The sequence below is a fragment of the Pseudomonas sp. BF-R-30 genome, from assembly GCF_019956175.1.
Lineage (GTDB): Bacteria > Pseudomonadota > Gammaproteobacteria > Pseudomonadales > Pseudomonadaceae > Aquipseudomonas > Aquipseudomonas jessenii.
Map to the genome: position 1 here is coordinate 1 of NZ_JAHBDE010000004.1, position 19,580 is coordinate 19,580.

Sequence of the window (19,580 nt, forward strand, 5' to 3'; positions counted from 1 at the left end):
TCCCGAACTCAGCAGTGAAACGATGCATCGCCGATGGTAGTGTGGGGTTTCCCCATGTGAGAGTAGGTCATCGTCAAGATTAAATTCCGAAACCCCTATCTGCGTATGCAGGTAGGGGTTTTGTTTTTGTCCGCGGGAAAGTCACGGCTACTGGATTTCTATGCAATCGCTCGGTGCGTGGCTATCATGCGGGCCTCATTGTGAGGCGAGACCTGCATGCTGACGTTGTTAAAGCTTCTTAAAGATGGCCGATTCCATTCGGGTCAAGCATTGGGTGCTGCCCTGGGCGTCAGCCGTAGTGCTGTGTGGAAGCAGCTTCAGCATTTGGAAGCTGAGCTGGGTTTGTCTATTCACAAGGTTCGTGGGCGCGGCTATCAATTGTCCGCGCCATTGGCGCTGCTCGATCCTGCCGAGATAAGCGCTCAGGCGCCTTCTTGCAACTGGCCCGTCCGGGTTTACGATTCAATCGACTCCACTAATGCCGAGGCGCTGCGCGCTATTGATCGTGGGCAAGCGGCGCCGTTTGTGGTGCTTTCGGAGCGGCAGACAGCCGGGCGTGGGCGGCGTGGTCGCAAGTGGGTTAGTCCGTTCGCAGAAAACGTCTATTACAGCCTGGTGCTACGCATTGATGGTGGGATGCGTCAGTTGGAGGGCTTGAGTCTCGTCGTTGGGCTCGCTGTCTTGCAGACGTTGCGTGAACTCGGTATTGCAGCCGCTGGATTGAAATGGCCTAACGATGTCCTTGTAGGTCAGAAAAAAATCGCGGGGATACTGCTCGAGTTGGTTGGTGATCCTGCAGATGTGTGTCACGTGGTCCTGGGAGTGGGAATCAATGTGAACATGCAGTCCGCTGACGAAGTGGACCAGCAATGGACATCCCTGCGGCTCGAGTCAGGCAAATTGTTTGATCGCAACCAATTGGTCGCGGTGTTGGGGGAGATGCTGCAGCGATACCTGGCTCGTCACCAGGCAGGTGGTTTTTTGGCCATCCAGTCGGAGTGGGAGCAAAATCATCTGTGGCAGGGGCGAAGCGTGTCGTTGATTGCCGGTGTCAATCAAATTGATGGTGAGGTACTTGGTATCGATGGCCAGGGCGCCTTGCGCCTGAAGGTGGATGGTGTGGAGAAAGTCTTCAGTGGTGGTGAGTTGAGCCTGAGGTTGCGTGATGATTCTTGAGCTCGATTGTGGGAATAGTTTCATCAAGTGGCGTGTGCTTGCCGTTAATGCCGGGCAGGTGCTTGGTGAGGGAGTCGTCGATTCCAATCTCGCATTGCTGGAGGGGTTGGGGGGGCTCAAAGGGCTTGCCCTCACATTTTGCCGGCTGGTGAGCGTCAGGACCGCGGAGGAAACCGCTGCGCTGACTTCTTTGCTCAGGGATACCTTTGATGTGCCGGTTGTGTGCGCAACGCCAGCGCGCGAAATGTCAGGTGTGCGCAATGGGTATGAGGAGTTTGAGCGGCTGGGTCTGGACCGGTGGCTTGCAATGCTCGGAGGCTTTCATCTGGCTTCAGGTGCGTGCCTGGTGCTCGACTTCGGTACGGCGGTGACTGCTGACTTTATCGCGGCGGATGGAGAGCACCTGGGTGGTTTCATCTGTCCGGGGATGCCGTTGATGCGAAACCAATTGCGCACCCACACTCGCAAAATTCGTTATGGGGATCTGGCGGCTGAGCAGGCTCTGGAAAGTCTTGTTCCGGGGCGCACGACTGTCGAGGCTGTAGAGCGTGGTTGTCTGTTGATGTTGCGCGGCTTCGTAATGACTCAGCTCGAGTTGGCGCGCAGCTACTGGGGTGAGGACTTTGTCGTATTCCTCACCGGGGGGGATGCGAGCCTGGTTACTGAGGCCGTGCCTCAGGCCAGGGTTGTTCCGGACTTGGTGTTTGTCGGATTGGCCATGGCCTGTCCCTTGTCCTGAGGTTTTTATGCGTTGGTTGTTTCTGCTGCTGCTTGTCCTCAATGGCTTCTACTACATCTGGCATCAACAAGAGGCTCCTCTGCGCGCGAAGGATGTCACGCCTTTGAGTCTGTATCGCGGGTCTCAACAAGATATCCGCTTGTTGAGCGAAGCAGGTGACGTCTCCAAGGATAGGGGTAAAGCTGTCTCGACAGACAATGGCTGCCTTTATCTGGGCGGCTATACGCGCCAGGAGGCCGCGCAGGCGGTTGAGCGTCGTTTGAGCGGGATGGAGGTCAAGTATCAGTCCCTGCCGAAAGCTGCGACCGAAGGGGCAGGGTATTGGGTGCGTATCGCGCCGGAAAGCCGGCGTTGGCTGGACGATTTGCAGCTGATAAACCTTTCTAAAGAATTCAATGAGTTAAAACATAAAATAATGCCGTGCGAGGGGGTTGCACCCATCGAATAGTTTGCATAGAATGGCGCCCGCTCCACAGCGAACACCGGAAACGGTTAACGGTGTGAAGCGAGGTCAACGCAGCTAAGCTCAGGTTTTTAATGAGAAAAATGCTTGACAGAAGGCTGGCATGATGTAGAATGCCGGCTCGCTTAGGAGGGGTTCCCGAGCGGCCAAAGGGATCAGACTGTAAATCTGACGTCTACGACTTCGAAGGTTCGAATCCTTCCCCCTCCACCATTTTTAGCGAGAGCTGTAAGCCTCGCGGGTATAGTTTAGTGGTAGAACCTCAGCCTTCCAAGCTGATGATGCGGGTTCGATTCCCGCTACCCGCTCCAAGTTTACAGGTTTTGCACAGTGTTACGCTCTTGTAGCTCAGTTGGTAGAGCACACCCTTGGTAAGGGTGAGGTCAGCGGTTCAAATCCGCTCAAGAGCTCCATATAACAAGGCAGATATGAAAATATCTGCCTTTGTTTTAGGTGGTAGTGGTTGCGCCTGATTGTGTTTCTGAAGGTTGCCGGTGTCGAGAATGCCGGTGTTGCAACCAGGATTGCCTGGTAAGTGTTGTAAAGTCTTTTTCGGGTCGGCATAATGGTCGGCCTGATTTTGTTTTAGGTCAGTAGCTCAATTGGCAGAGCGACGGTCTCCAAAACCGTAGGTTGGGGGTTCGATTCCCTCCTGACCTGCCAGATTCACTCGGTGTGTCTGGCTTTCTTTTCACAGGATCTTCATAGATGACTCCTAAAGCTGAAGCTCAAGGCTCTCGTTTCGACCTCCTCAAGTGGCTTGTAGTAGTCGCTCTGGTGGTTGTTGGCGTTGTTGGCAATCAGTACTTTTCTGCTTCGCCGATCCTGTACCGCGTACTCGCATTGCTTGCTATTGCTGCTGTAGCTGCCTTTGTAGGCCTGCAGACGGTCAAGGGCAAGTCTTTCTTTGTACTGGTTAAGGAAGCGCGCACCGAAATTCGTAAAGTCGTTTGGCCAACTCGCCAAGAAACCACGCAGACCACGTTGATCGTTGTGGCTGTTGTCCTGGTTATGGCGTTGCTGCTGTGGGGGCTTGATTCCCTGCTCGGCTGGCTTGTTTCCTTGATCGTCGGCTAAGGGTGTCCCGTGGCTAAGCGTTGGTATGTTGTGCATGCTTACTCCGGTTACGAGAAGCATGTAATGCGCTCGCTGATCGAGCGCGTAAAGCTGGCCGGTATGGAAGATGGCTTCGGCGAGATTCTGGTTCCCACTGAAGAAGTGGTTGAAATGCGCAATGGCCAGAAGCGCAAAAGCGAACGCAAATTCTTCCCTGGCTATGTGCTGGTGCAGATGGATATGAACGAGGGTACTTGGCACTTGGTCAAGGATACTCCTCGGGTGATGGGTTTCATCGGCGGTACTGCTGATAAGCCTGCGCCAATCACCGATAAAGAAGCAGAAGCCATTCTGCGTCGCGTTGCCGATGGCAGCGACAAGCCGAAGCCGAAGACGTTGTTCGAGCCGGGTGAGTCGGTGCGCGTCAACGACGGTCCGTTTGCGGACTTTACCGGTGTTGTTGAAGAAGTTAACTACGAAAAGAGCCGGATTCAGGTCGCGGTGCTCATTTTCGGTCGCTCTACTCCGGTGGAGCTCGAGTTCAGCCAGGTCGAAAAGGTCTAGTTGAACAAAAATCCCAACCCCGCAGCCGTAGGCTGTGGGGTTTTGTCGTCACTGGGATAAACGCGCAAGTAACCGGGGAGCCTCTCGAGGCGTTCGAACCCGTAATTGGAGTGCCTCATGGCCAAGAAGATTACCGCTTACATCAAGCTGCAAGTGAAGGCCGCTCAGGCTAACCCAAGCCCACCTGTTGGTCCTGCTCTGGGTCAGCACGGCGTGAACATCATGGAATTCTGCAAGGCTTTCAACGCCCGTACTCAGGGTCTTGAGCCAGGTCTGCCGACTCCAGTGATCATCACTGTCTACAGCGACCGTAGCTTCACTTTCGAAACCAAATCCACCCCTGCTTCGGTTCTGCTGAAGAAGGCGGCCGGTCTGACCAGCGGTTCCGCTCGTCCGAACACCGTTAAGGTTGGCACCGTGACCCGTGCTCAGCTGGAAGAAATCGCGAAAACCAAAAACGCGGATCTGACTGCAGCTGATATGGAAGCAGCCGTGCGTACCATCGCCGGTTCTGCTCGTAGCATGGGCCTTAACGTGGAGGGTGTGTAATGGCTAAGCTGACCAAGCGTCAAAAGGCTATCGCCGGCAAAATCGAAGCAGGCAAGGCCTACAACTTTGTAGACGCTGCTGCCCTGCTGGCCGAGCTGTCGACTGTCAAGTTCAGCGAGTCGTTCGACGTAGCTGTAAACCTGGGTGTTGACCCGCGTAAATCCGACCAGGTCGTTCGTAGCGCTACTGTGCTGCCACACGGCACTGGCAAGACCGTTCGCGTTGCTGTGTTCACCCAGGGTCCAGCTGCTGAAGCCGCTCTGGCTGCCGGCGCTGACCGCGTAGGCATGGACGATCTGGCTGCCGAAATGAAAGGCGGCGACCTGAACTATGACGTAGTGATCGCATCCCCGGATGCAATGCGCGTTGTAGGTCAGTTGGGTCAGATCCTCGGTCCACGTGGCCTGATGCCTAACCCTAAAGTCGGCACCGTAACTCCAGACGTAGCTACCGCGGTTAAAAACGCCAAAGCTGGTCAGGTTCGTTATCGCACCGACAAAAACGGCATCATCCACACTTCCGTTGGCAAGATCGGCTTCGACGCCGTCAAGCTGAAGGAAAACGTTGAAGCCCTGATCGCTGATCTGAAGCGTATCAAGCCAGCTTCCTCGAAAGGCATTTACGTCAAGCGCGTTACCCTGAGCACCACCATGGGCCCAGGTCTGGTCATCGACCAAAGCTCGCTCGACGCGTAAGACACAGATTGGTGCAAGCGATTGCGCCAATTGAAAAATTGGGGTCCCTGCCTGGCGGGGGCTATCCAAGACCGTAGGCGACGCAAGTCTTAAACCACAAGCCTACGCAGATGGTGCTCCCGGTTCCTTACCGAATCAGACACCAAAACGACATCCGGTTTCGACCAGATGAAACGGTAACAAGCAGGAGTTAAACCCGTGGCAATTAAACTCGAAGACAAGAAGGCCATCGTCGCTGAAGTCAACGAGGCTGCCAAAGTCGCTCTGTCCGCTGTCGTGGCTGATGCCCGTGGCGTAACAGTAGGCGCGATGACCGGACTCCGTAAAGAGGCTCGTGAAGCTGGCGTTTACGTACGTGTTGTACGTAACACCCTGCTCAAGCGCGCTGTTGCTGACACTGAATTCAGTGTCCTCAACGACGTGTTCACTGGCCCTACCCTGATTGCGTTCTCCAAAGAACATCCAGGCGCTGCTGCCCGGATCTTCAAGGAATTCGCAAAGGGTCAGGACAAGTTCGAGATCAAGGCAGCTGCGTTCGAGGGCAAGTTCCTCGCAGCTAACCAAATCGACGTACTGGCAACTCTGCCGACCCGTGACGAAGCAATTTCTCAGCTGATGAGCGTGATTCAAGGCGCTACCAGCAAGTTGGCTCGTACTCTGGCGGCAATTCGCGACCAGAAAGAAGCTGCTGCAGCCTAAGGCTCGTCAACTTCTCGCGTTTTTTGTTTTTTTCGATGGTCGCGTAGGCCGTCCCCAATATCAGGAATTAGATTCATGTCTATCTCTCAGAACGATATCCTTGAAGCAGTTGGCAACATGTCCGTAATGGAAGTTGTTGAGCTGATCAAAGCTTTCGAAGAAAAATTCGGCGTTACCGCTGCTGCTGCATCGGCTGGTCCAGCTGTTGCTGCTGCCGTTGCTGAAGAGCAAACCGAATTCAACGTCATGCTGACCGAAGCTGGCGAGAAGAAAGTTAACGTGATCAAGGCTGTACGTGAACTGACCGGTCTGGGCTTGAAAGAAGCCAAGGCTGTAGTTGACGGCGCACCTGCCATGGTTCTGGAAGCTGTTGCCAAAGACGCAGCTGACAAAGCCAAAGCAGCTCTGGAAGAAGCAGGCGCTAAAGTCGAGCTGAAGTAAGCATCGACTTTGCTCCTCCAGCCCGAGCGTTAAGCGACAGGCTGATGGCTGGTGGCTCTTGCCACCGGCCTTTTTCCGTTATTGGCAGCCGACTGGGTCGGTGCCGATAACGTGCTGTAACCACCCGATGCGGTGGCGCAAACCATGGGGTTTGCACGATTTTCTGGCTGCTCCCGTCGGGAGGGGCCAAACAAGCAGGTGACCAAGCTGGGGAACGCTGATGGCTTACTCATATACTGAGAAAAAACGTATCCGCAAGGACTTTAGCAAGTTGCCGGACGTCATGGATGTGCCGTACCTCCTGGCCATCCAGCTGGATTCGTATCGTGAATTCTTGCAAGCGGGAGCGACTAAAGATCAGTTCCGCGACGTGGGCCTGCATGCGGCCTTCAAATCCGTTTTCCCGATCATCAGCTACTCCGGCAATGCTGCGCTGGAGTACGTCGGTTATCGCCTGGGCGAACCGGCATTTGATGTCAAAGAATGCGTATTGCGCGGTGTAACTTACGCCGTACCTTTGCGGGTAAAAGTGCGCCTGATCATTTTCGACAAAGAGTCGTCGAACAAAGCGATCAAGGACATCAAAGAGCAAGAAGTCTACATGGGTGAAATCCCCCTGATGACTGAGAACGGTACCTTCGTAATCAACGGTACCGAGCGTGTAATCGTTTCCCAGCTGCACCGTTCGCCAGGCGTGTTCTTCGACCACGACCGTGGCAAGACGCACAGCTCCGGCAAACTGCTGTACTCCGCGCGCATCATCCCTTACCGCGGTTCGTGGCTGGACTTCGAGTTCGACCCGAAAGACTGCGTATTCGTGCGTATCGACCGTCGTCGCAAGCTGCCTGCCTCGGTACTGCTGCGCGCGCTGGGCTATACCACTGAAGAAGTGCTGGACGCGTTCTATACCACCAACGTATTCCACGTGAAGGGCGAGACCCTGAGCCTGGAGCTGGTGCCTCAGCGCCTGCGCGGTGAAATCGCTGTCCTCGATATTCAGGATGACAAAGGCAAGGTTATTGTCGAGCAGGGTCGTCGTATCACCGCTCGCCACATCAACCAGCTGGAAAAAGCCGGGATCAAAGAGCTGGATGTGCCTCTGGACTACGTCCTGGGTCGTACAACCGCCAAGGTCATCGTGCACCCGGCAACCGGCGAAATCCTGGCAGAGTGCAACACCGAGCTGAACACCGAGATCCTGGCCAAAATCGCCAAGGCTCAGGTTGTTCGCATCGAAACTCTGTACACCAACGATATCGACTGCGGTCCGTTCGTCTCCGACACCCTGAAGATCGACTCCACCAGCAACCAACTGGAAGCGCTGGTCGAGATCTATCGCATGATGCGTCCTGGCGAGCCGCCAACCAAGGACGCTGCCGAGACCCTGTTCAACAACCTGTTCTTCAGCCCTGAGCGCTATGACCTGTCTGCGGTCGGCCGGATGAAGTTCAACCGTCGTATCGGTCGTACCGAGATCGAAGGTTCGGGCGTGCTGTGCAAGGAAGACATCGTCGCGGTACTGAAGACCCTGGTCGACATCCGTAACGGTAAAGGCATCGTCGATGACATCGACCACCTGGGTAACCGTCGTGTTCGCTGCGTAGGCGAAATGGCCGAGAACCAGTTCCGCGTTGGCCTGGTACGTGTTGAGCGTGCGGTCAAAGAGCGTCTGTCGATGGCTGAAAGCGAAGGCCTGATGCCACAAGACCTGATCAACGCCAAGCCAGTGGCTGCGGCGGTGAAGGAGTTCTTCGGTTCCAGCCAGCTGTCCCAGTTCATGGACCAGAACAACCCGCTGTCCGAGATCACCCACAAGCGTCGTGTTTCTGCACTCGGCCCTGGCGGTCTGACTCGTGAGCGTGCCGGCTTTGAAGTGCGTGACGTACACCCGACTCACTACGGTCGTGTATGCCCGATTGAAACGCCGGAAGGTCCGAACATCGGTCTGATCAACTCCCTGGCCGCTTATGCGCGCACCAACCAGTACGGCTTCCTCGAGAGCCCGTACCGTGTGGTGAAAGACGCCCTGGTCACCGACGAGATCGTGTTCCTGTCCGCCATCGAAGAAGCCGATCACGTGATCGCTCAGGCCTCGGCCACGATGAACGACAAGAAAGTCCTGATCGACGAGCTGGTAGCTGTTCGTCACTTGAACGAATTCACCGTCAAGGCGCCGGAAGACGTCACCTTGATGGACGTATCGCCGAAGCAGGTAGTTTCGGTTGCTGCGTCGCTGATTCCGTTCCTCGAGCACGACGACGCCAACCGTGCGTTGATGGGTTCGAACATGCAGCGTCAAGCTGTACCAACCCTGCGTGCCGACAAGCCGCTGGTAGGTACCGGCATGGAGCGTAACGTAGCCCGTGACTCCGGCGTTTGCGTCGTGGCTCGTCGTGGCGGCGTGATCGACTCCGTCGACGCCAGCCGTATCGTGGTTCGTGTTGCCGATGACGAAGTTGAAACCGGTGAAGCCGGTGTCGACATCTACAACCTGACCAAGTACACCCGCTCCAACCAGAACACCTGCATCAACCAGCGTCCGCTGGTGCGTAAGGGTGATCGGGTTCAGCGTAGCGACATCATGGCCGACGGCCCGTCCACCGACATGGGTGAACTGGCACTGGGTCAGAACATGCGCATCGCGTTCATGGCATGGAACGGCTTCAACTTCGAAGACTCCATCTGCCTGTCCGAGCGTGTTGTTCAGGAAGACCGTTTCACCACGATCCACATCCAGGAACTGACCTGTGTGGCCCGTGACACCAAGCTTGGCCCAGAGGAAATCACTGCCGACATCCCGAACGTGGGTGAAGCGGCTCTGAACAAGCTGGACGAAGCCGGTATCGTTTACGTAGGTGCTGAAGTTGGCGCAGGCGACATCCTGGTCGGTAAGGTCACTCCGAAAGGCGAGACCCAGCTGACTCCGGAAGAAAAACTGCTGCGTGCGATCTTCGGTGAAAAAGCCAGCGACGTTAAAGACACTTCCCTGCGTGTACCTACCGGTACCAAAGGTACTGTCATCGACGTACAGGTCTTCACCCGCGACGGCGTTGAGCGTGATGCTCGTGCCCTGTCGATCGAGAAGTCCCAGCTGGACGAGATCCGCAAGGACCTGAACGAAGAGTTCCGCATCGTTGAAGGTGCTACTTTCGAACGTCTGCGTTCCGCTCTGGTCGGCCACAAAGCCGAAGGCGGCGCCGGTCTGAAGAAAGGCCAGGACATCACCGACGAAGTTCTCGACGGTCTTGAGCACGGCCAGTGGTTCAAACTGCGCATGGCTGAAGATGCTCTGAACGAGCAGCTCGAGAAGGCCCAGGCCTACATCGTTGATCGTCGCCGTCTGCTGGACGACAAGTTCGAAGACAAGAAGCGCAAACTGCAGCAGGGCGATGACCTGGCTCCAGGCGTGCTGAAAATCGTCAAGGTTTACCTGGCAATCCGTCGTCGCATCCAGCCGGGCGACAAGATGGCCGGTCGTCACGGTAACAAGGGTGTGGTCTCCGTGATCATGCCGGTTGAAGACATGCCGCACGATGCCAATGGCACCCCGGTCGACGTCGTCCTCAACCCGTTGGGCGTACCTTCGCGTATGAACGTTGGTCAGATCCTTGAAACCCACCTGGGCCTCGCGGCCAAAGGTCTGGGCGAGAAGATCAACCGCATGGTTGAAGAGCAGCGCAAGGTCGCCGAGCTTCGCAAGTTCCTGCACGAGATCTATAACGAGATCGGCGGTCGTCAGGAAAGCCTCGATGACTTCTCGGACCAGGAAATCCTGGATCTGGCTCAAAACCTGCGTGGCGGCGTTCCAATGGCCACTCCAGTGTTCGACGGTGCCAAGGAAAGCGAAATCAAGGCCATGCTGAAACTGGCGGACCTGCCAGAAAGCGGCCAGATGCAGCTGACCGACGGCCGTACCGGCAACAAGTTCGAGCGCCCGGTTACCGTTGGCTACATGTACATGCTGAAGCTGAACCACTTGGTAGACGACAAGATGCACGCTCGTTCTACCGGTTCGTACAGCCTGGTTACCCAGCAGCCGCTGGGTGGTAAGGCGCAGTTCGGTGGTCAGCGTTTCGGGGAGATGGAGGTCTGGGCACTGGAAGCATACGGTGCCGCTTACACTCTGCAAGAAATGCTCACAGTGAAGTCGGACGATGTGAACGGCCGTACCAAGATGTACAAGAACATCGTGGATGGCGATCACCGTATGGAGCCGGGCATGCCCGAGTCCTTCAACGTGTTGATCAAGGAAATTCGTTCCCTCGGCATCGATATCGATCTGGAAACCGAATAACACGTGACGCGAATCGAGAGCGGGGCAGGATTGCCCGCTCTCTGCTCCGCCAGGAGGAAAGGCCTTGAAAGACCTACTGAATTTGCTGAAAAACCAGGGTCAAGTCGAAGAGTTCGACGCCATCCGTATCGGATTGGCATCGCCTGAGATGATCCGTTCGTGGTCGTTCGGTGAAGTTAAAAAGCCGGAAACCATCAACTACCGTACGTTCAAACCTGAGCGTGACGGCCTGTTCTGCGCCAAGATTTTTGGCCCGGTAAAGGATTACGAGTGCCTGTGCGGTAAGTACAAGCGCTTGAAGCACCGTGGTGTGATCTGCGAGAAGTGCGGCGTTGAAGTCGCGCTGGCAAAAGTTCGTCGTGAGCGCATGGCGCACATCGAACTGGCCTCGCCAGTTGCCCACATCTGGTTCCTGAAATCGCTGCCGTCCCGTATCGGCTTGCTGATGGACATGACCCTGCGTGATATCGAACGCGTTCTCTACTTCGAGAGCTATGTCGTTATCGATCCAGGCATGACCACCCTTGAAAAAGGTCAGCTGCTCAACGACGAGCAGTACTTCGAAGCGCTGGAAGAGTTCGGCGACGATTTCGATGCCCGCATGGGTGCCGAAGCTGTCCGCGAACTGCTGCACGCTATCGACCTGGAACACGAGATTGGCCGCCTGCGTGAAGAAATTCCGCAAACCAACTCCGAAACCAAGATCAAGAAGCTGTCCAAGCGTCTGAAGTTGATGGAAGCCTTCCAGGGTTCCGGCAACCTGCCAGAGTGGATGGTGCTGACCGTTCTGCCGGTTCTGCCGCCAGATCTGCGTCCACTGGTCCCGCTGGATGGCGGTCGCTTCGCGACTTCCGACCTCAACGATCTGTATCGTCGAGTGATCAACCGTAACAACCGCTTGAAGCGCCTGCTGGATCTGTCCGCTCCGGACATCATCGTGCGCAACGAAAAGCGTATGTTGCAGGAAGCCGTCGACGCACTGCTCGACAACGGTCGTCGTGGCCGCGCTATCACCGGTTCCAACAAGCGTCCTCTGAAATCCCTGGCTGACATGATCAAGGGTAAGCAGGGTCGTTTCCGTCAGAACTTGCTCGGTAAGCGTGTTGACTACTCCGGTCGTTCGGTAATTACCGTAGGTCCGACCCTGCGTCTGCACCAGTGCGGTCTGCCGAAGAAAATGGCTCTCGAGCTGTTCAAGCCGTTCATTTTCGGCAAGCTTGAAATGCGTGGTCTCGCTACCACCATCAAGGCTGCCAAGAAGATGGTCGAGCGCGAACTGCCAGAGGTTTGGGACGTTCTCGCTGAAGTGATTCGCGAACACCCGGTTCTTCTCAACCGTGCACCGACCCTTCACCGTCTGGGTATCCAGGCGTTTGAACCGGTACTGATCGAAGGTAAGGCTATCCAGCTGCACCCTCTGGTCTGCGCCGCGTACAACGCCGACTTCGACGGCGACCAAATGGCCGTGCACGTACCGCTGACGCTGGAAGCCCAGCTCGAAGCGCGTGCGTTGATGATGTCGACCAACAACATTCTGTCGCCAGCCAACGGTGAGCCAATCATCGTTCCGTCGCAGGACGTTGTATTGGGTCTGTACTACATGACTCGTGAAGCGATCAACGCCAAGGGCGAAGGTCGCGTGTTCGCGGATCTGCAGGAAGTTGACCGTGTGTTCCGTGCCGGCGAAGCCGCACTGCATGCCAAGGTCAAGGTGCGGATCAACGAAACCGTCAACGACCGTGATGGCGGCAGCGTGACCAACACCCGTATCGTCGACACCACTGTCGGCCGTGCGCTGTTGTTCCAGGTTGTGCCAAAAGGTCTGTCGTACGACGTCGTCAACCTGCCGATGAAGAAAAAGGCGATCTCCAAGCTGATCAACCAGTGCTACCGCGTGGTTGGTCTGAAAGAGACCGTGATCTTCGCTGACCAGTTGATGTACACCGGTTTTGCCTATTCGACCATTTCCGGCGTTTCCATCGGTGTTAACGACTTCGTTATCCCGGATGAAAAAGCCCGCATCATCGGTGCAGCCACCGACGAAGTGAAAGAGATCGAAAGTCAGTACGCCTCCGGCCTGGTAACCCAGGGCGAGAAGTACAACAAAGTGATCGACCTTTGGTCCAAGGCGAACGACGAAGTTTCCAAGGCGATGATGGCCAACCTCTCGAAAGAGAAAGTCATCGACCGTCATGGCGTCGAAGTCGACCAAGAGTCTTTCAACTCGATGTACATGATGGCCGACTCGGGTGCGCGGGGTTCCGCAGCACAGATTCGTCAGCTGGCCGGTATGCGTGGTCTGATGGCCAAGCCGGACGGTTCCATCATTGAAACGCCGATTACCGCGAACTTCCGTGAAGGTTTGAGCGTACTCCAGTACTTCATCTCCACTCACGGTGCTCGTAAAGGTCTGGCGGATACCGCGTTGAAAACGGCGAACTCGGGTTATCTGACTCGTCGTCTGGTAGACGTGGCGCAGGATCTGGTTGTAACCGAGATCGATTGCGGCACCGAACACGGTCTGCTGATGACTCCGCACATTGAAGGCGGTGACGTTGTAGAGCCGCTGGGTGAGCGCGTATTGGGTCGAGTTATCGCCCGTGACGTATTCAAGCCAGGTACCGAGGACGTCATCGTTCCTGCCGGCACCCTGGTAGACGAGAAGTGGGTCGAGTTCATCGAGCTCAACAGCATCGACGAAGTGATCGTGCGTTCGCCGATCAGCTGCGAAACCCGTTTCGGTATTTGCGCCAAGTGCTACGGTCGCGATCTGGCTCGTGGTCACCAGGTGAACATCGGTGAAGCGGTCGGCGTTATCGCTGCCCAGTCCATCGGTGAGCCGGGTACCCAGCTGACGATGCGTACGTTCCACATCGGTGGTGCGGCAAGCCGGACCTCCGCAGCCGACAGCGTTCAGGTGAAGAATGGCGGTACCGTCCGTCTGCACAACCTGAAGCATGTTGAGCGAGTGGATGGTCACCTGGTTGCCGTGTCCCGTTCCGGTGAGCTGGCCATCGCTGATGACTTCGGTCGTGAGCGTGAGCGTTACAAGCTGCCGTACGGTGCCGTGATTTCGGTTAAAGAAGGTGACAAGGTCGAAGCTGGCGCCATCGTGGCCAAGTGGGATCCGCACACTCACCCGATCGTTACCGAAATGAAAGGTACCGTGACCTACGTGGGCATGGAAGAAGGCATCACGATCAAGCGTCAGACCGACGAATTGACCGGTATGACCAACATTGAAGTACTCGACGCCAAAGATCGTCCAGCTGCCGGTAAAGACATCCGTCCTGCCGTGAAGATGGTCGACGACAACGGCAAGGATCTGTTGCTGCCAGGCACTGACGTTATCGCTCAGTACTTCCTGCCAGCCAACGCCCTGGTCGGTGTAGCGGATGGTGCGAAGATCGCGATCGGTGATGTTATCGCTCGTATCCCGCAAGAGACTTCGAAAACTCGAGACATCACCGGTGGTCTGCCGCGTGTTGCCGACTTGTTCGAAGCCCGTCGTCCGAAAGAAGCGTCGATTCTGGCTGAAGTCAGCGGCACCATCGCGTTCGGTAAAGAGACCAAGGGCAAGCGCCGTCTGGTTATCACCCCGAACGACGGTAGCGATCCGTACGAAGAGCTGATTCCGAAGTGGCGTCACCTGAACGTGTTCGAAGGCGAACAGGTAAACCGCGGCGAAGTTATCTCCGACGGTCCGAGCGATCCACACGACATCCTGCGTCTGCTGGGTGTGAGTGCGCTGGCCAAGTACATCGTCAACGAGATCCAGGACGTTTACCGTCTGCAAGGCGTGAAGATCAACGACAAGCACATCGAGACCATCCTGCGTCAGATGCTGCGTAAAGTTGAGATCGCTGAATCCGGCGATTCCAGTTTCATCAAGGGCGACCAGATGGAATTGACTCACGTACTGGTAGAGAACGAGCGTCTGAGCGGCGAAGACAAGTTTGTCTCCAAGTTCACTCGTGTTCTGCTGGGTATCACCAAGGCGTCGTTGTCCACCGAATCGTTCATCTCGGCGGCTTCCTTCCAGGAAACCACTCGCGTACTGACCGAAGCGGCGGTAACCGGCAAGCGCGATTACCTGCGCGGCCTGAAAGAAAACGTGGTCGTGGGTCGTCTGATCCCGGCTGGTACCGGCCTGGCTTATCACAGCGAGCGTAAGCGCCGCCGTGATGCAGACAAGCCGTTGCGCGTAAGCGCCAGTGAAGTGGAAGCTGCACTGACCGAAGCGCTGAACTCGAGCGGTAACTGAGTTCTGCGGTAAATGAGTGTGAGGCCCTGGTCACTCCGTTCATCGAATCGAGACAATTTGTCGAGATTGGATGAGCGGGGAGGGCGGGGCCTTGCCTTGACTGGGGACAAGATCCTCTTTAGACTCTTGTACCCCTAAATTTGGCGGGAACTCGTTCCTGCCATTTTGCTTTTCTTGCAAGACAATAGCGTCGCAAGACAACAGTGGAGCTAGTAGATGGCAACTATCAACCAGCTGGTACGTCAGCCGCGTAAGCGTATCGTCGAGAAATCCGACGTGCCTGCGCTGCAGAACTGCCCGCAACGCCGTGGCGTGTGCACCCGTGTGTATACCACCACGCCGAAAAAACCTAACTCGGCACTGCGTAAAGTATGCCGTGTGCGCCTGACCAACGGTTTCGAGGTTTCCTCGTACATCGGCGGTGAAGGCCACAACCTGCAAGAGCACAGCGTGGTACTGATCCGCGGCGGTCGTGTAAAAGACTTGCCAGGTGTTCGTTACCACACCGTTCGCGGTTCGTTGGATACTTCCGGTGTTAAAGGTCGTAACCAGGGTCGTTCGAAGTACGGTACCAAGCGTCCGAAGTAATCGGCCGTTTTGCAGTTTTTCATTTTATTGAGTCGATAAGAGTAAGGTCGGGCACGCATCCATAGGAGCTGTCCCGGGCTAACCTGAAGACCGTTTGAGGGCTTATCAATGCCAAGACGTCGCGTAGCAGCCAAGCGTGAGATTCTGGACGATCCGAAATACGGAAGCCAAATCCTCGCCAAATTCATGAACCACGTAATGGAAAGCGGCAAGAAAGCCGTTGCCGAGCGTATCGTTTATGGTGCCCTGGATACCGTGAAGGCTCGTAAGGCCGGCACCGATCCCCTGGAACTCTTCGAAAAAGCACTCGACGCCATCGCTCCGCTGGTCGAAGTGAAGTCGCGCCGCGTTGGTGGTGCTACTTACCAGGTTCCGGTCGAGGTTCGTCCTTCCCGTCGTAACGCTCTGGCAATGCGCTGGTTGGTAGACTACGCCCGCAAGCGCGGCGAGAAGTCTATGGCTCTGCGTTTGGCTGGCGAACTGTTGGACGCTGCCGAAGGTAAAGGTGCTGCAGTTAAGAAGCGTGAAGACGTTCACCGTATGGCTGAAGCCAACAAGGCTTTCTCGCACTACCGCTTCTAATTTTAGCGTCACTAATTTTGCGAGGGCTTTATGGCTCGTACAACACCGATTAATCGCTACCGTAACATTGGTATCGTTGCACACGTGGATGCTGGTAAAACCACCACCACTGAGCGCGTCCTTTTTTACACTGGCAAAAGTCACAAAATGGGCGAGGTGCATGACGGCGCCGCGACCACAGACTGGATGGTGCAGGAGCAGGAGCGTGGTATTACCATTACTTCTGCTGCCATTACCGCCTTCTGGCAGGGTTCCGCCAAGCAGCACAAAGACCAGTACCGTTTCAACGTCATCGATACCCCGGGCCACGTAGACTTCACTATTGAAGTTGAGCGTTCCCTGCGTGTACTCGACGGCGCGGTCGTTGTGTTCTGCGGTACTTCCGGCGTTGAGCCTCAGTCCGAAACCGTATGGCGTCAAGCCAACAAGTACGGTGTTCCACGTATCGTTTACGTGAACAAGATGGACCGTGCCGGTGCGAACTTCCTGCGCGTGATCGCTCAGATCAAGCAGCGTCTGGGTCACACTCCGGTGCCTATCCAGCTCGCTATCGGTTCCGAAGACAACTTCCAGGGTCAGATCGATCTGATGACCATGGAAGCCGTTTACTGGAACGATGCCGACAAGGGTATGACCCCTCGTCGTGAAGCCATCCCTGCTGAACTGCAGGAACTGGCTGAAGAGTGGCGCAACAACATGGTTGAGGCTGCGGCCGAAGCCAGCGAAGAACTGATGAACAAGTACCTTGAAGGTGAAGAACTCACCGTCGAGGAAATCAAGGGTGCTCTGCGTCAGCGTACTATCGCTGGTGAGATCGTTCTGGCTGTTTGCGGTTCTTCCTTCAAGAACAAGGGTGTTCCCCTGGTTCTCGACGCCGTTATCGACTACCTGCCGGCTCCAACCGACATTCCTGCCATCAAGGGTACTGACCCGGATGACGAGGAAAAGCAGATGGAGCGTCATGCAGACGACAACGAGCCGTTCTCGGCTCTGGCGTTCAAGATCGCTACCGACCCATTCGTGGGTACCTTGACTTTCGTCCGTGTTTACTCGGGCGTGTTGGCCTCCGGCGACGGCGTGATCAACTCGGTCAAAGGCAAGAAAGAGCGCGTGGGTCGTATGGTGCAAATGCACGCAAACGCCCGTGAAGAGATCAAGGAAGTACGCGCTGGTGACATCGCGGCCCTGATCGGCATGAAGGACGTCACCACTGGCGAAACCTTGTGCAACGCTGACAAGCCAATCATCCTGGTTCGCATGGACTTCCCGGAGCCGGTTATTTCGGTTGCCGTAGAGCCTAAGACCAAGGATGACCAGGAAAAAATGGGTATCGCTCTGGGCAAACTTGCTCAGGAAGACCCGTCTTTCCGCGTCAAGACTGATGAAGAGACTGGTCAAACGATCATCTCTGGCATGGGCGAGTTGCACCTGGACATCCTGGTTGACCGGATGCGCCGTGAGTTCAACGTCGAAGCCAACATCGGTAAGCCTCAGGTTTCGTATCGTGAGCGCATCACGAAGAATTGCGAAATCGAAGGCAAGTTCGTTCGTCAGTCCGGCGGTCGTGGCCAGTTCGGCCATTGCTGGATCCGTTTTGCTCCTGCTGACGAAGGTCAGGAAGGTCTGCAATTCGTGAACGAAGTAGTGGGTGGTGTGGTTCCTAAGGAATACATCCCGGCTATCCAGAAGGGTATCGAAGAGCAGATGAAGAACGGCGTAGTTGCCGGCTATCCGCTGATCGGCCTGAAGGCTACCGTGTTTGATGGTTCTTACCACGACGTCGACTCGAACGAGATGGCGTTTAAGGTGGCTGCTTCCATGGCGACCAAGCAACTGGCCCAGAAGGGCGGTGGTGAGTTGCTCGAGCCGATCATGGCGGTAGAGGTTGTTACGCCTGAAGACTATATGGGTGACGTGATGGGCGACCTTAACCGTCGTCGCGGCATGATTCTGGGTATGGAAGACACGGTCTCCGGTAAGGTGATCCGTGCTGAAGTTCCGTTGGGCGAGATGTTCGGTTATGCGACCGACGTTCGTTCGATGTCCCAGGGTCGCGCAAGCTACTCTATGGAATTCAAAAAATACAATACAGCTCCGTCGCACATCGTCGAAACTGTAACCAAAAAACAAGGCTGATTCAGTCCTTTAGGCAAGGAGTTAATTGTCGTGGCTAAAGAAAAATTTGATCGTTCCCTACCGCACGTCAACGTTGGCACCATCGGTCACGTTGACCACGGTAAAACCACTCTGACCGCAGCTCTGACTCGCGTTTGCTCCGAAGTTTTCGGTTCCGCAATCGTTGATTTCGATAAAATCGACAGCGCGCCAGAAGAAAAAGCTCGTGGTATCACCATCAACACCGCGCACGTCGAGTACAACTCGAAGATCCGTCACTACGCTCACGTTGACTGCCCAGGTCACGCTGACTATGTGAAGAACATGATCACCGGTGCTGCCCAGATGGACGGCGCGATCCTGGTTTGCTCGGCCGCTGATGGTCCGATGCCACAAACCCGTGAGCACATCCTGCTGTCCCGTCAGGTAGGCGTTCCGTACATCGTGGTTTTCCTGAACAAGGCTGACCTGGTAGACGACGCTGAGCTGCTGGAACTGGTCGAGATGGAAGTTCGCGACCTGCTGTCCACCTACGACTTCCCGGGCGATGACACTCCAATCATCATCGGTTCGGCTCGTATGGCGCTGGAAGGCAAAGACGACAACGAAATGGGCACCACTGCCGTTCGTAAACTGGTTGAAACCCTGGACAGCTACATCCCAGAACCAGAGCGTGCTATCGACAAGCCATTCCTGATGCCAATCGAAGACGTATTCTCGATCTCGGGTCGTGGTACTGTTGTGACTGGTCGTATCGAGCGCGGTATCGTTCGCGTTCAAGATGCACTGGAAATCGTTGGTCTGCGTGACACCACCACCACCACCTGCACCGGTGTTGAAATGTTCCGCAAGCTGCTCGACGAAGGTCGTGCTGGCGAGAACTGCGGCGTTCTGCTGCGTGGTACCAAGCGTGACGACGTTGAGCGTGGCCAGGTTCTGGTTAAGCCAGGTTCGGTTAAGCCGCACACCAAGTTCACCGCAGAAGTTTACGTTCTGAGCAAGGAAGAAGGCGGTCGTCACACTCCGTTCTTCAAAGGCTACCGTCCACAGTTCTACTTCCGTACTACTGACGTGACTGGTAACTGCCAGCTGCCAGAAGGCGTTGAAATGGTAATGCCAGGTGACAACATCCAGATGGAAGTTACCCTGATCAAGACCATCGCAATGGAAGACGGTCTGCGTTTCGCTATCCGTGAAGGCGGTCGTACCGTCGGCGCTGGCGTCGTAGCCAAAATCATCGAGTAAGCATCTCTTTTGAGATAGCTTCGATGCTTTGAAAGGCCCCCGCTCAGCGGGGGCTTTTTTATTGGGTTGACACCCATCTGGGGCGTCTATAGAATTGCGCCTCCTTTTAA

General features: G+C 55.8%; 15 protein-coding genes and 4 tRNA genes. All 19 read left to right on the forward strand.

From position 1 onward, the window contains the following. The first annotated feature begins 216 nt into the window (after positions 1 to 216). The 19 genes from birA (at position 217) to tuf (ending at position 19,470) form a co-directional block, all read left to right on the forward strand. Complete coding sequence (birA, locus tag KGB20_RS02530; protein ID WP_150814490.1) at positions 217 to 1,176, forward strand: bifunctional biotin--[acetyl-CoA-carboxylase] ligase/biotin operon repressor BirA; 960 nt, start codon at positions 217 to 219, stop codon at positions 1,174 to 1,176. Further along, on the forward strand, positions 1,166 to 1,915 hold the full coding sequence (locus KGB20_RS02535; RefSeq protein ID WP_154910607.1) for a pantothenate kinase: 750 nt from the start codon (positions 1,166 to 1,168) through the stop codon (positions 1,913 to 1,915). The genes birA and KGB20_RS02535 overlap by 11 nt, the downstream gene beginning before the upstream one ends. Before the next feature lie 7 nt (positions 1,916 to 1,922). Next, on the forward strand, positions 1,923 to 2,363 hold the full coding sequence (locus KGB20_RS02540; protein WP_154862079.1) for a hypothetical protein: 441 nt from the start codon (positions 1,923 to 1,925) through the stop codon (positions 2,361 to 2,363). 143 nt (positions 2,364 to 2,506) lie between these two features. Then, positions 2,507 to 2,591, forward strand: a tRNA-Tyr gene (locus tag KGB20_RS02545). A gap of 24 nt (positions 2,592 to 2,615) precedes the next feature. Beyond that, positions 2,616 to 2,689 (forward strand) — tRNA-Gly (locus KGB20_RS02550). Positions 2,690 to 2,715: 26 nt separating this feature from the next. Next, positions 2,716 to 2,791, forward strand: a tRNA-Thr gene (locus KGB20_RS02555). Positions 2,792 to 2,965: 174 nt separating this feature from the next. After that, positions 2,966 to 3,041, forward strand: a tRNA-Trp gene (locus KGB20_RS02560). A 45-nt stretch (positions 3,042 to 3,086) separates the two neighbouring features. After that, positions 3,087 to 3,455 carry a preprotein translocase subunit SecE gene (secE, locus tag KGB20_RS02565; RefSeq protein ID WP_007984402.1) on the forward strand — a complete coding sequence of 123 codons (369 nt, stop codon included), beginning with the start codon at positions 3,087 to 3,089 and terminating at the stop codon, positions 3,453 to 3,455. A 9-nt stretch (positions 3,456 to 3,464) separates the two neighbouring features. Then, positions 3,465 to 3,998 (forward strand): transcription termination/antitermination protein NusG, encoded by a 534-nt coding sequence (nusG, locus tag KGB20_RS02570; RefSeq protein WP_007984405.1) that lies wholly within the window; start codon positions 3,465 to 3,467, stop codon positions 3,996 to 3,998. A gap of 117 nt (positions 3,999 to 4,115) precedes the next feature. After that, positions 4,116 to 4,547, forward strand: coding sequence for a 50S ribosomal protein L11 (gene rplK, locus KGB20_RS02575; protein ID WP_007933726.1), 432 nt, complete (start codon positions 4,116 to 4,118; stop codon positions 4,545 to 4,547). After that, positions 4,547 to 5,242, forward strand: coding sequence for a 50S ribosomal protein L1 (gene rplA / locus KGB20_RS02580; RefSeq protein ID WP_003186095.1), 696 nt, complete (start codon positions 4,547 to 4,549; stop codon positions 5,240 to 5,242). The genes rplK and rplA overlap by 1 nt, the downstream gene beginning before the upstream one ends. 198 nt (positions 5,243 to 5,440) lie before the next feature. Further along, positions 5,441 to 5,941, forward strand: a complete 501-nt coding sequence (gene rplJ / locus KGB20_RS02585; protein WP_007970413.1) for a 50S ribosomal protein L10 — start codon at positions 5,441 to 5,443, stop codon at positions 5,939 to 5,941. Positions 5,942 to 6,016: 75 nt separating this feature from the next. Then, positions 6,017 to 6,382 carry a 50S ribosomal protein L7/L12 gene (gene rplL / locus KGB20_RS02590; RefSeq protein ID WP_007970414.1) on the forward strand — a complete coding sequence of 122 codons (366 nt, stop codon included), beginning with the start codon at positions 6,017 to 6,019 and terminating at the stop codon, positions 6,380 to 6,382. 220 nt (positions 6,383 to 6,602) lie between these two features. Further along, the gene (rpoB, locus tag KGB20_RS02595; RefSeq protein WP_007984407.1) at positions 6,603 to 10,676 is read left to right on the forward strand and encodes a DNA-directed RNA polymerase subunit beta; all 4,074 of its coding nucleotides are present in this window, start codon (positions 6,603 to 6,605) and stop codon (positions 10,674 to 10,676) included. A gap of 64 nt (positions 10,677 to 10,740) precedes the next feature. Then, positions 10,741 to 14,940 carry a DNA-directed RNA polymerase subunit beta' gene (gene rpoC / locus KGB20_RS02600; RefSeq protein ID WP_008053876.1) on the forward strand — a complete coding sequence of 1,400 codons (4,200 nt, stop codon included), beginning with the start codon at positions 10,741 to 10,743 and terminating at the stop codon, positions 14,938 to 14,940. A gap of 216 nt (positions 14,941 to 15,156) precedes the next feature. Then, positions 15,157 to 15,528, forward strand: a complete 372-nt coding sequence (gene rpsL / locus KGB20_RS02605; protein WP_003186084.1) for a 30S ribosomal protein S12 — start codon at positions 15,157 to 15,159, stop codon at positions 15,526 to 15,528. A 108-nt stretch (positions 15,529 to 15,636) separates the two neighbouring features. After that, positions 15,637 to 16,110, forward strand: coding sequence for a 30S ribosomal protein S7 (rpsG, locus tag KGB20_RS02610; RefSeq protein ID WP_007994653.1), 474 nt, complete (start codon positions 15,637 to 15,639; stop codon positions 16,108 to 16,110). 30 nt (positions 16,111 to 16,140) lie between these two features. After that, on the forward strand, positions 16,141 to 18,246 hold the full coding sequence (fusA, locus tag KGB20_RS02615; RefSeq protein ID WP_057713099.1) for an elongation factor G: 2,106 nt from the start codon (positions 16,141 to 16,143) through the stop codon (positions 18,244 to 18,246). A 30-nt stretch (positions 18,247 to 18,276) separates the two neighbouring features. After that, a complete protein-coding gene (gene tuf, locus KGB20_RS02620; RefSeq protein ID WP_008053875.1) occupies positions 18,277 to 19,470 on the forward strand; it encodes an elongation factor Tu in 1,194 nt (397 codons plus the stop codon). Positions 19,471 to 19,580 lie beyond the last annotated feature (110 nt).

What these genes read in the sequence shown, in the direction of transcription:
- rpoB (WP_007984407.1), top strand. Translation starts at nt 6,603, where the DNA reads ATGGCTTACTCATATACTGAGAAAAAACGTATCCGCAAGGACTTTAGC.
- rplA (WP_003186095.1), top strand. Translation starts at nt 4,547, where the DNA reads ATGGCTAAGCTGACCAAGCGTCAAAAGGCTATCGCCGGCAAAATCGAA.
- rpsL (WP_003186084.1), top strand. Translation starts at nt 15,157, where the DNA reads ATGGCAACTATCAACCAGCTGGTACGTCAGCCGCGTAAGCGTATCGTC.
- secE (WP_007984402.1), top strand. Translation starts at nt 3,087, where the DNA reads ATGACTCCTAAAGCTGAAGCTCAAGGCTCTCGTTTCGACCTCCTCAAG.
- rplK (WP_007933726.1), top strand. Translation starts at nt 4,116, where the DNA reads ATGGCCAAGAAGATTACCGCTTACATCAAGCTGCAAGTGAAGGCCGCT.
- birA (WP_150814490.1), top strand. Translation starts at nt 217, where the DNA reads ATGCTGACGTTGTTAAAGCTTCTTAAAGATGGCCGATTCCATTCGGGT.
- rpsG (WP_007994653.1), top strand. Translation starts at nt 15,637, where the DNA reads ATGCCAAGACGTCGCGTAGCAGCCAAGCGTGAGATTCTGGACGATCCG.
- rplL (WP_007970414.1), top strand. Translation starts at nt 6,017, where the DNA reads ATGTCTATCTCTCAGAACGATATCCTTGAAGCAGTTGGCAACATGTCC.
- KGB20_RS02535 (WP_154910607.1), top strand. Translation starts at nt 1,166, where the DNA reads ATGATTCTTGAGCTCGATTGTGGGAATAGTTTCATCAAGTGGCGTGTG.
- fusA (WP_057713099.1), top strand. Translation starts at nt 16,141, where the DNA reads ATGGCTCGTACAACACCGATTAATCGCTACCGTAACATTGGTATCGTT.
- KGB20_RS02540 (WP_154862079.1), top strand. Translation starts at nt 1,923, where the DNA reads ATGCGTTGGTTGTTTCTGCTGCTGCTTGTCCTCAATGGCTTCTACTAC.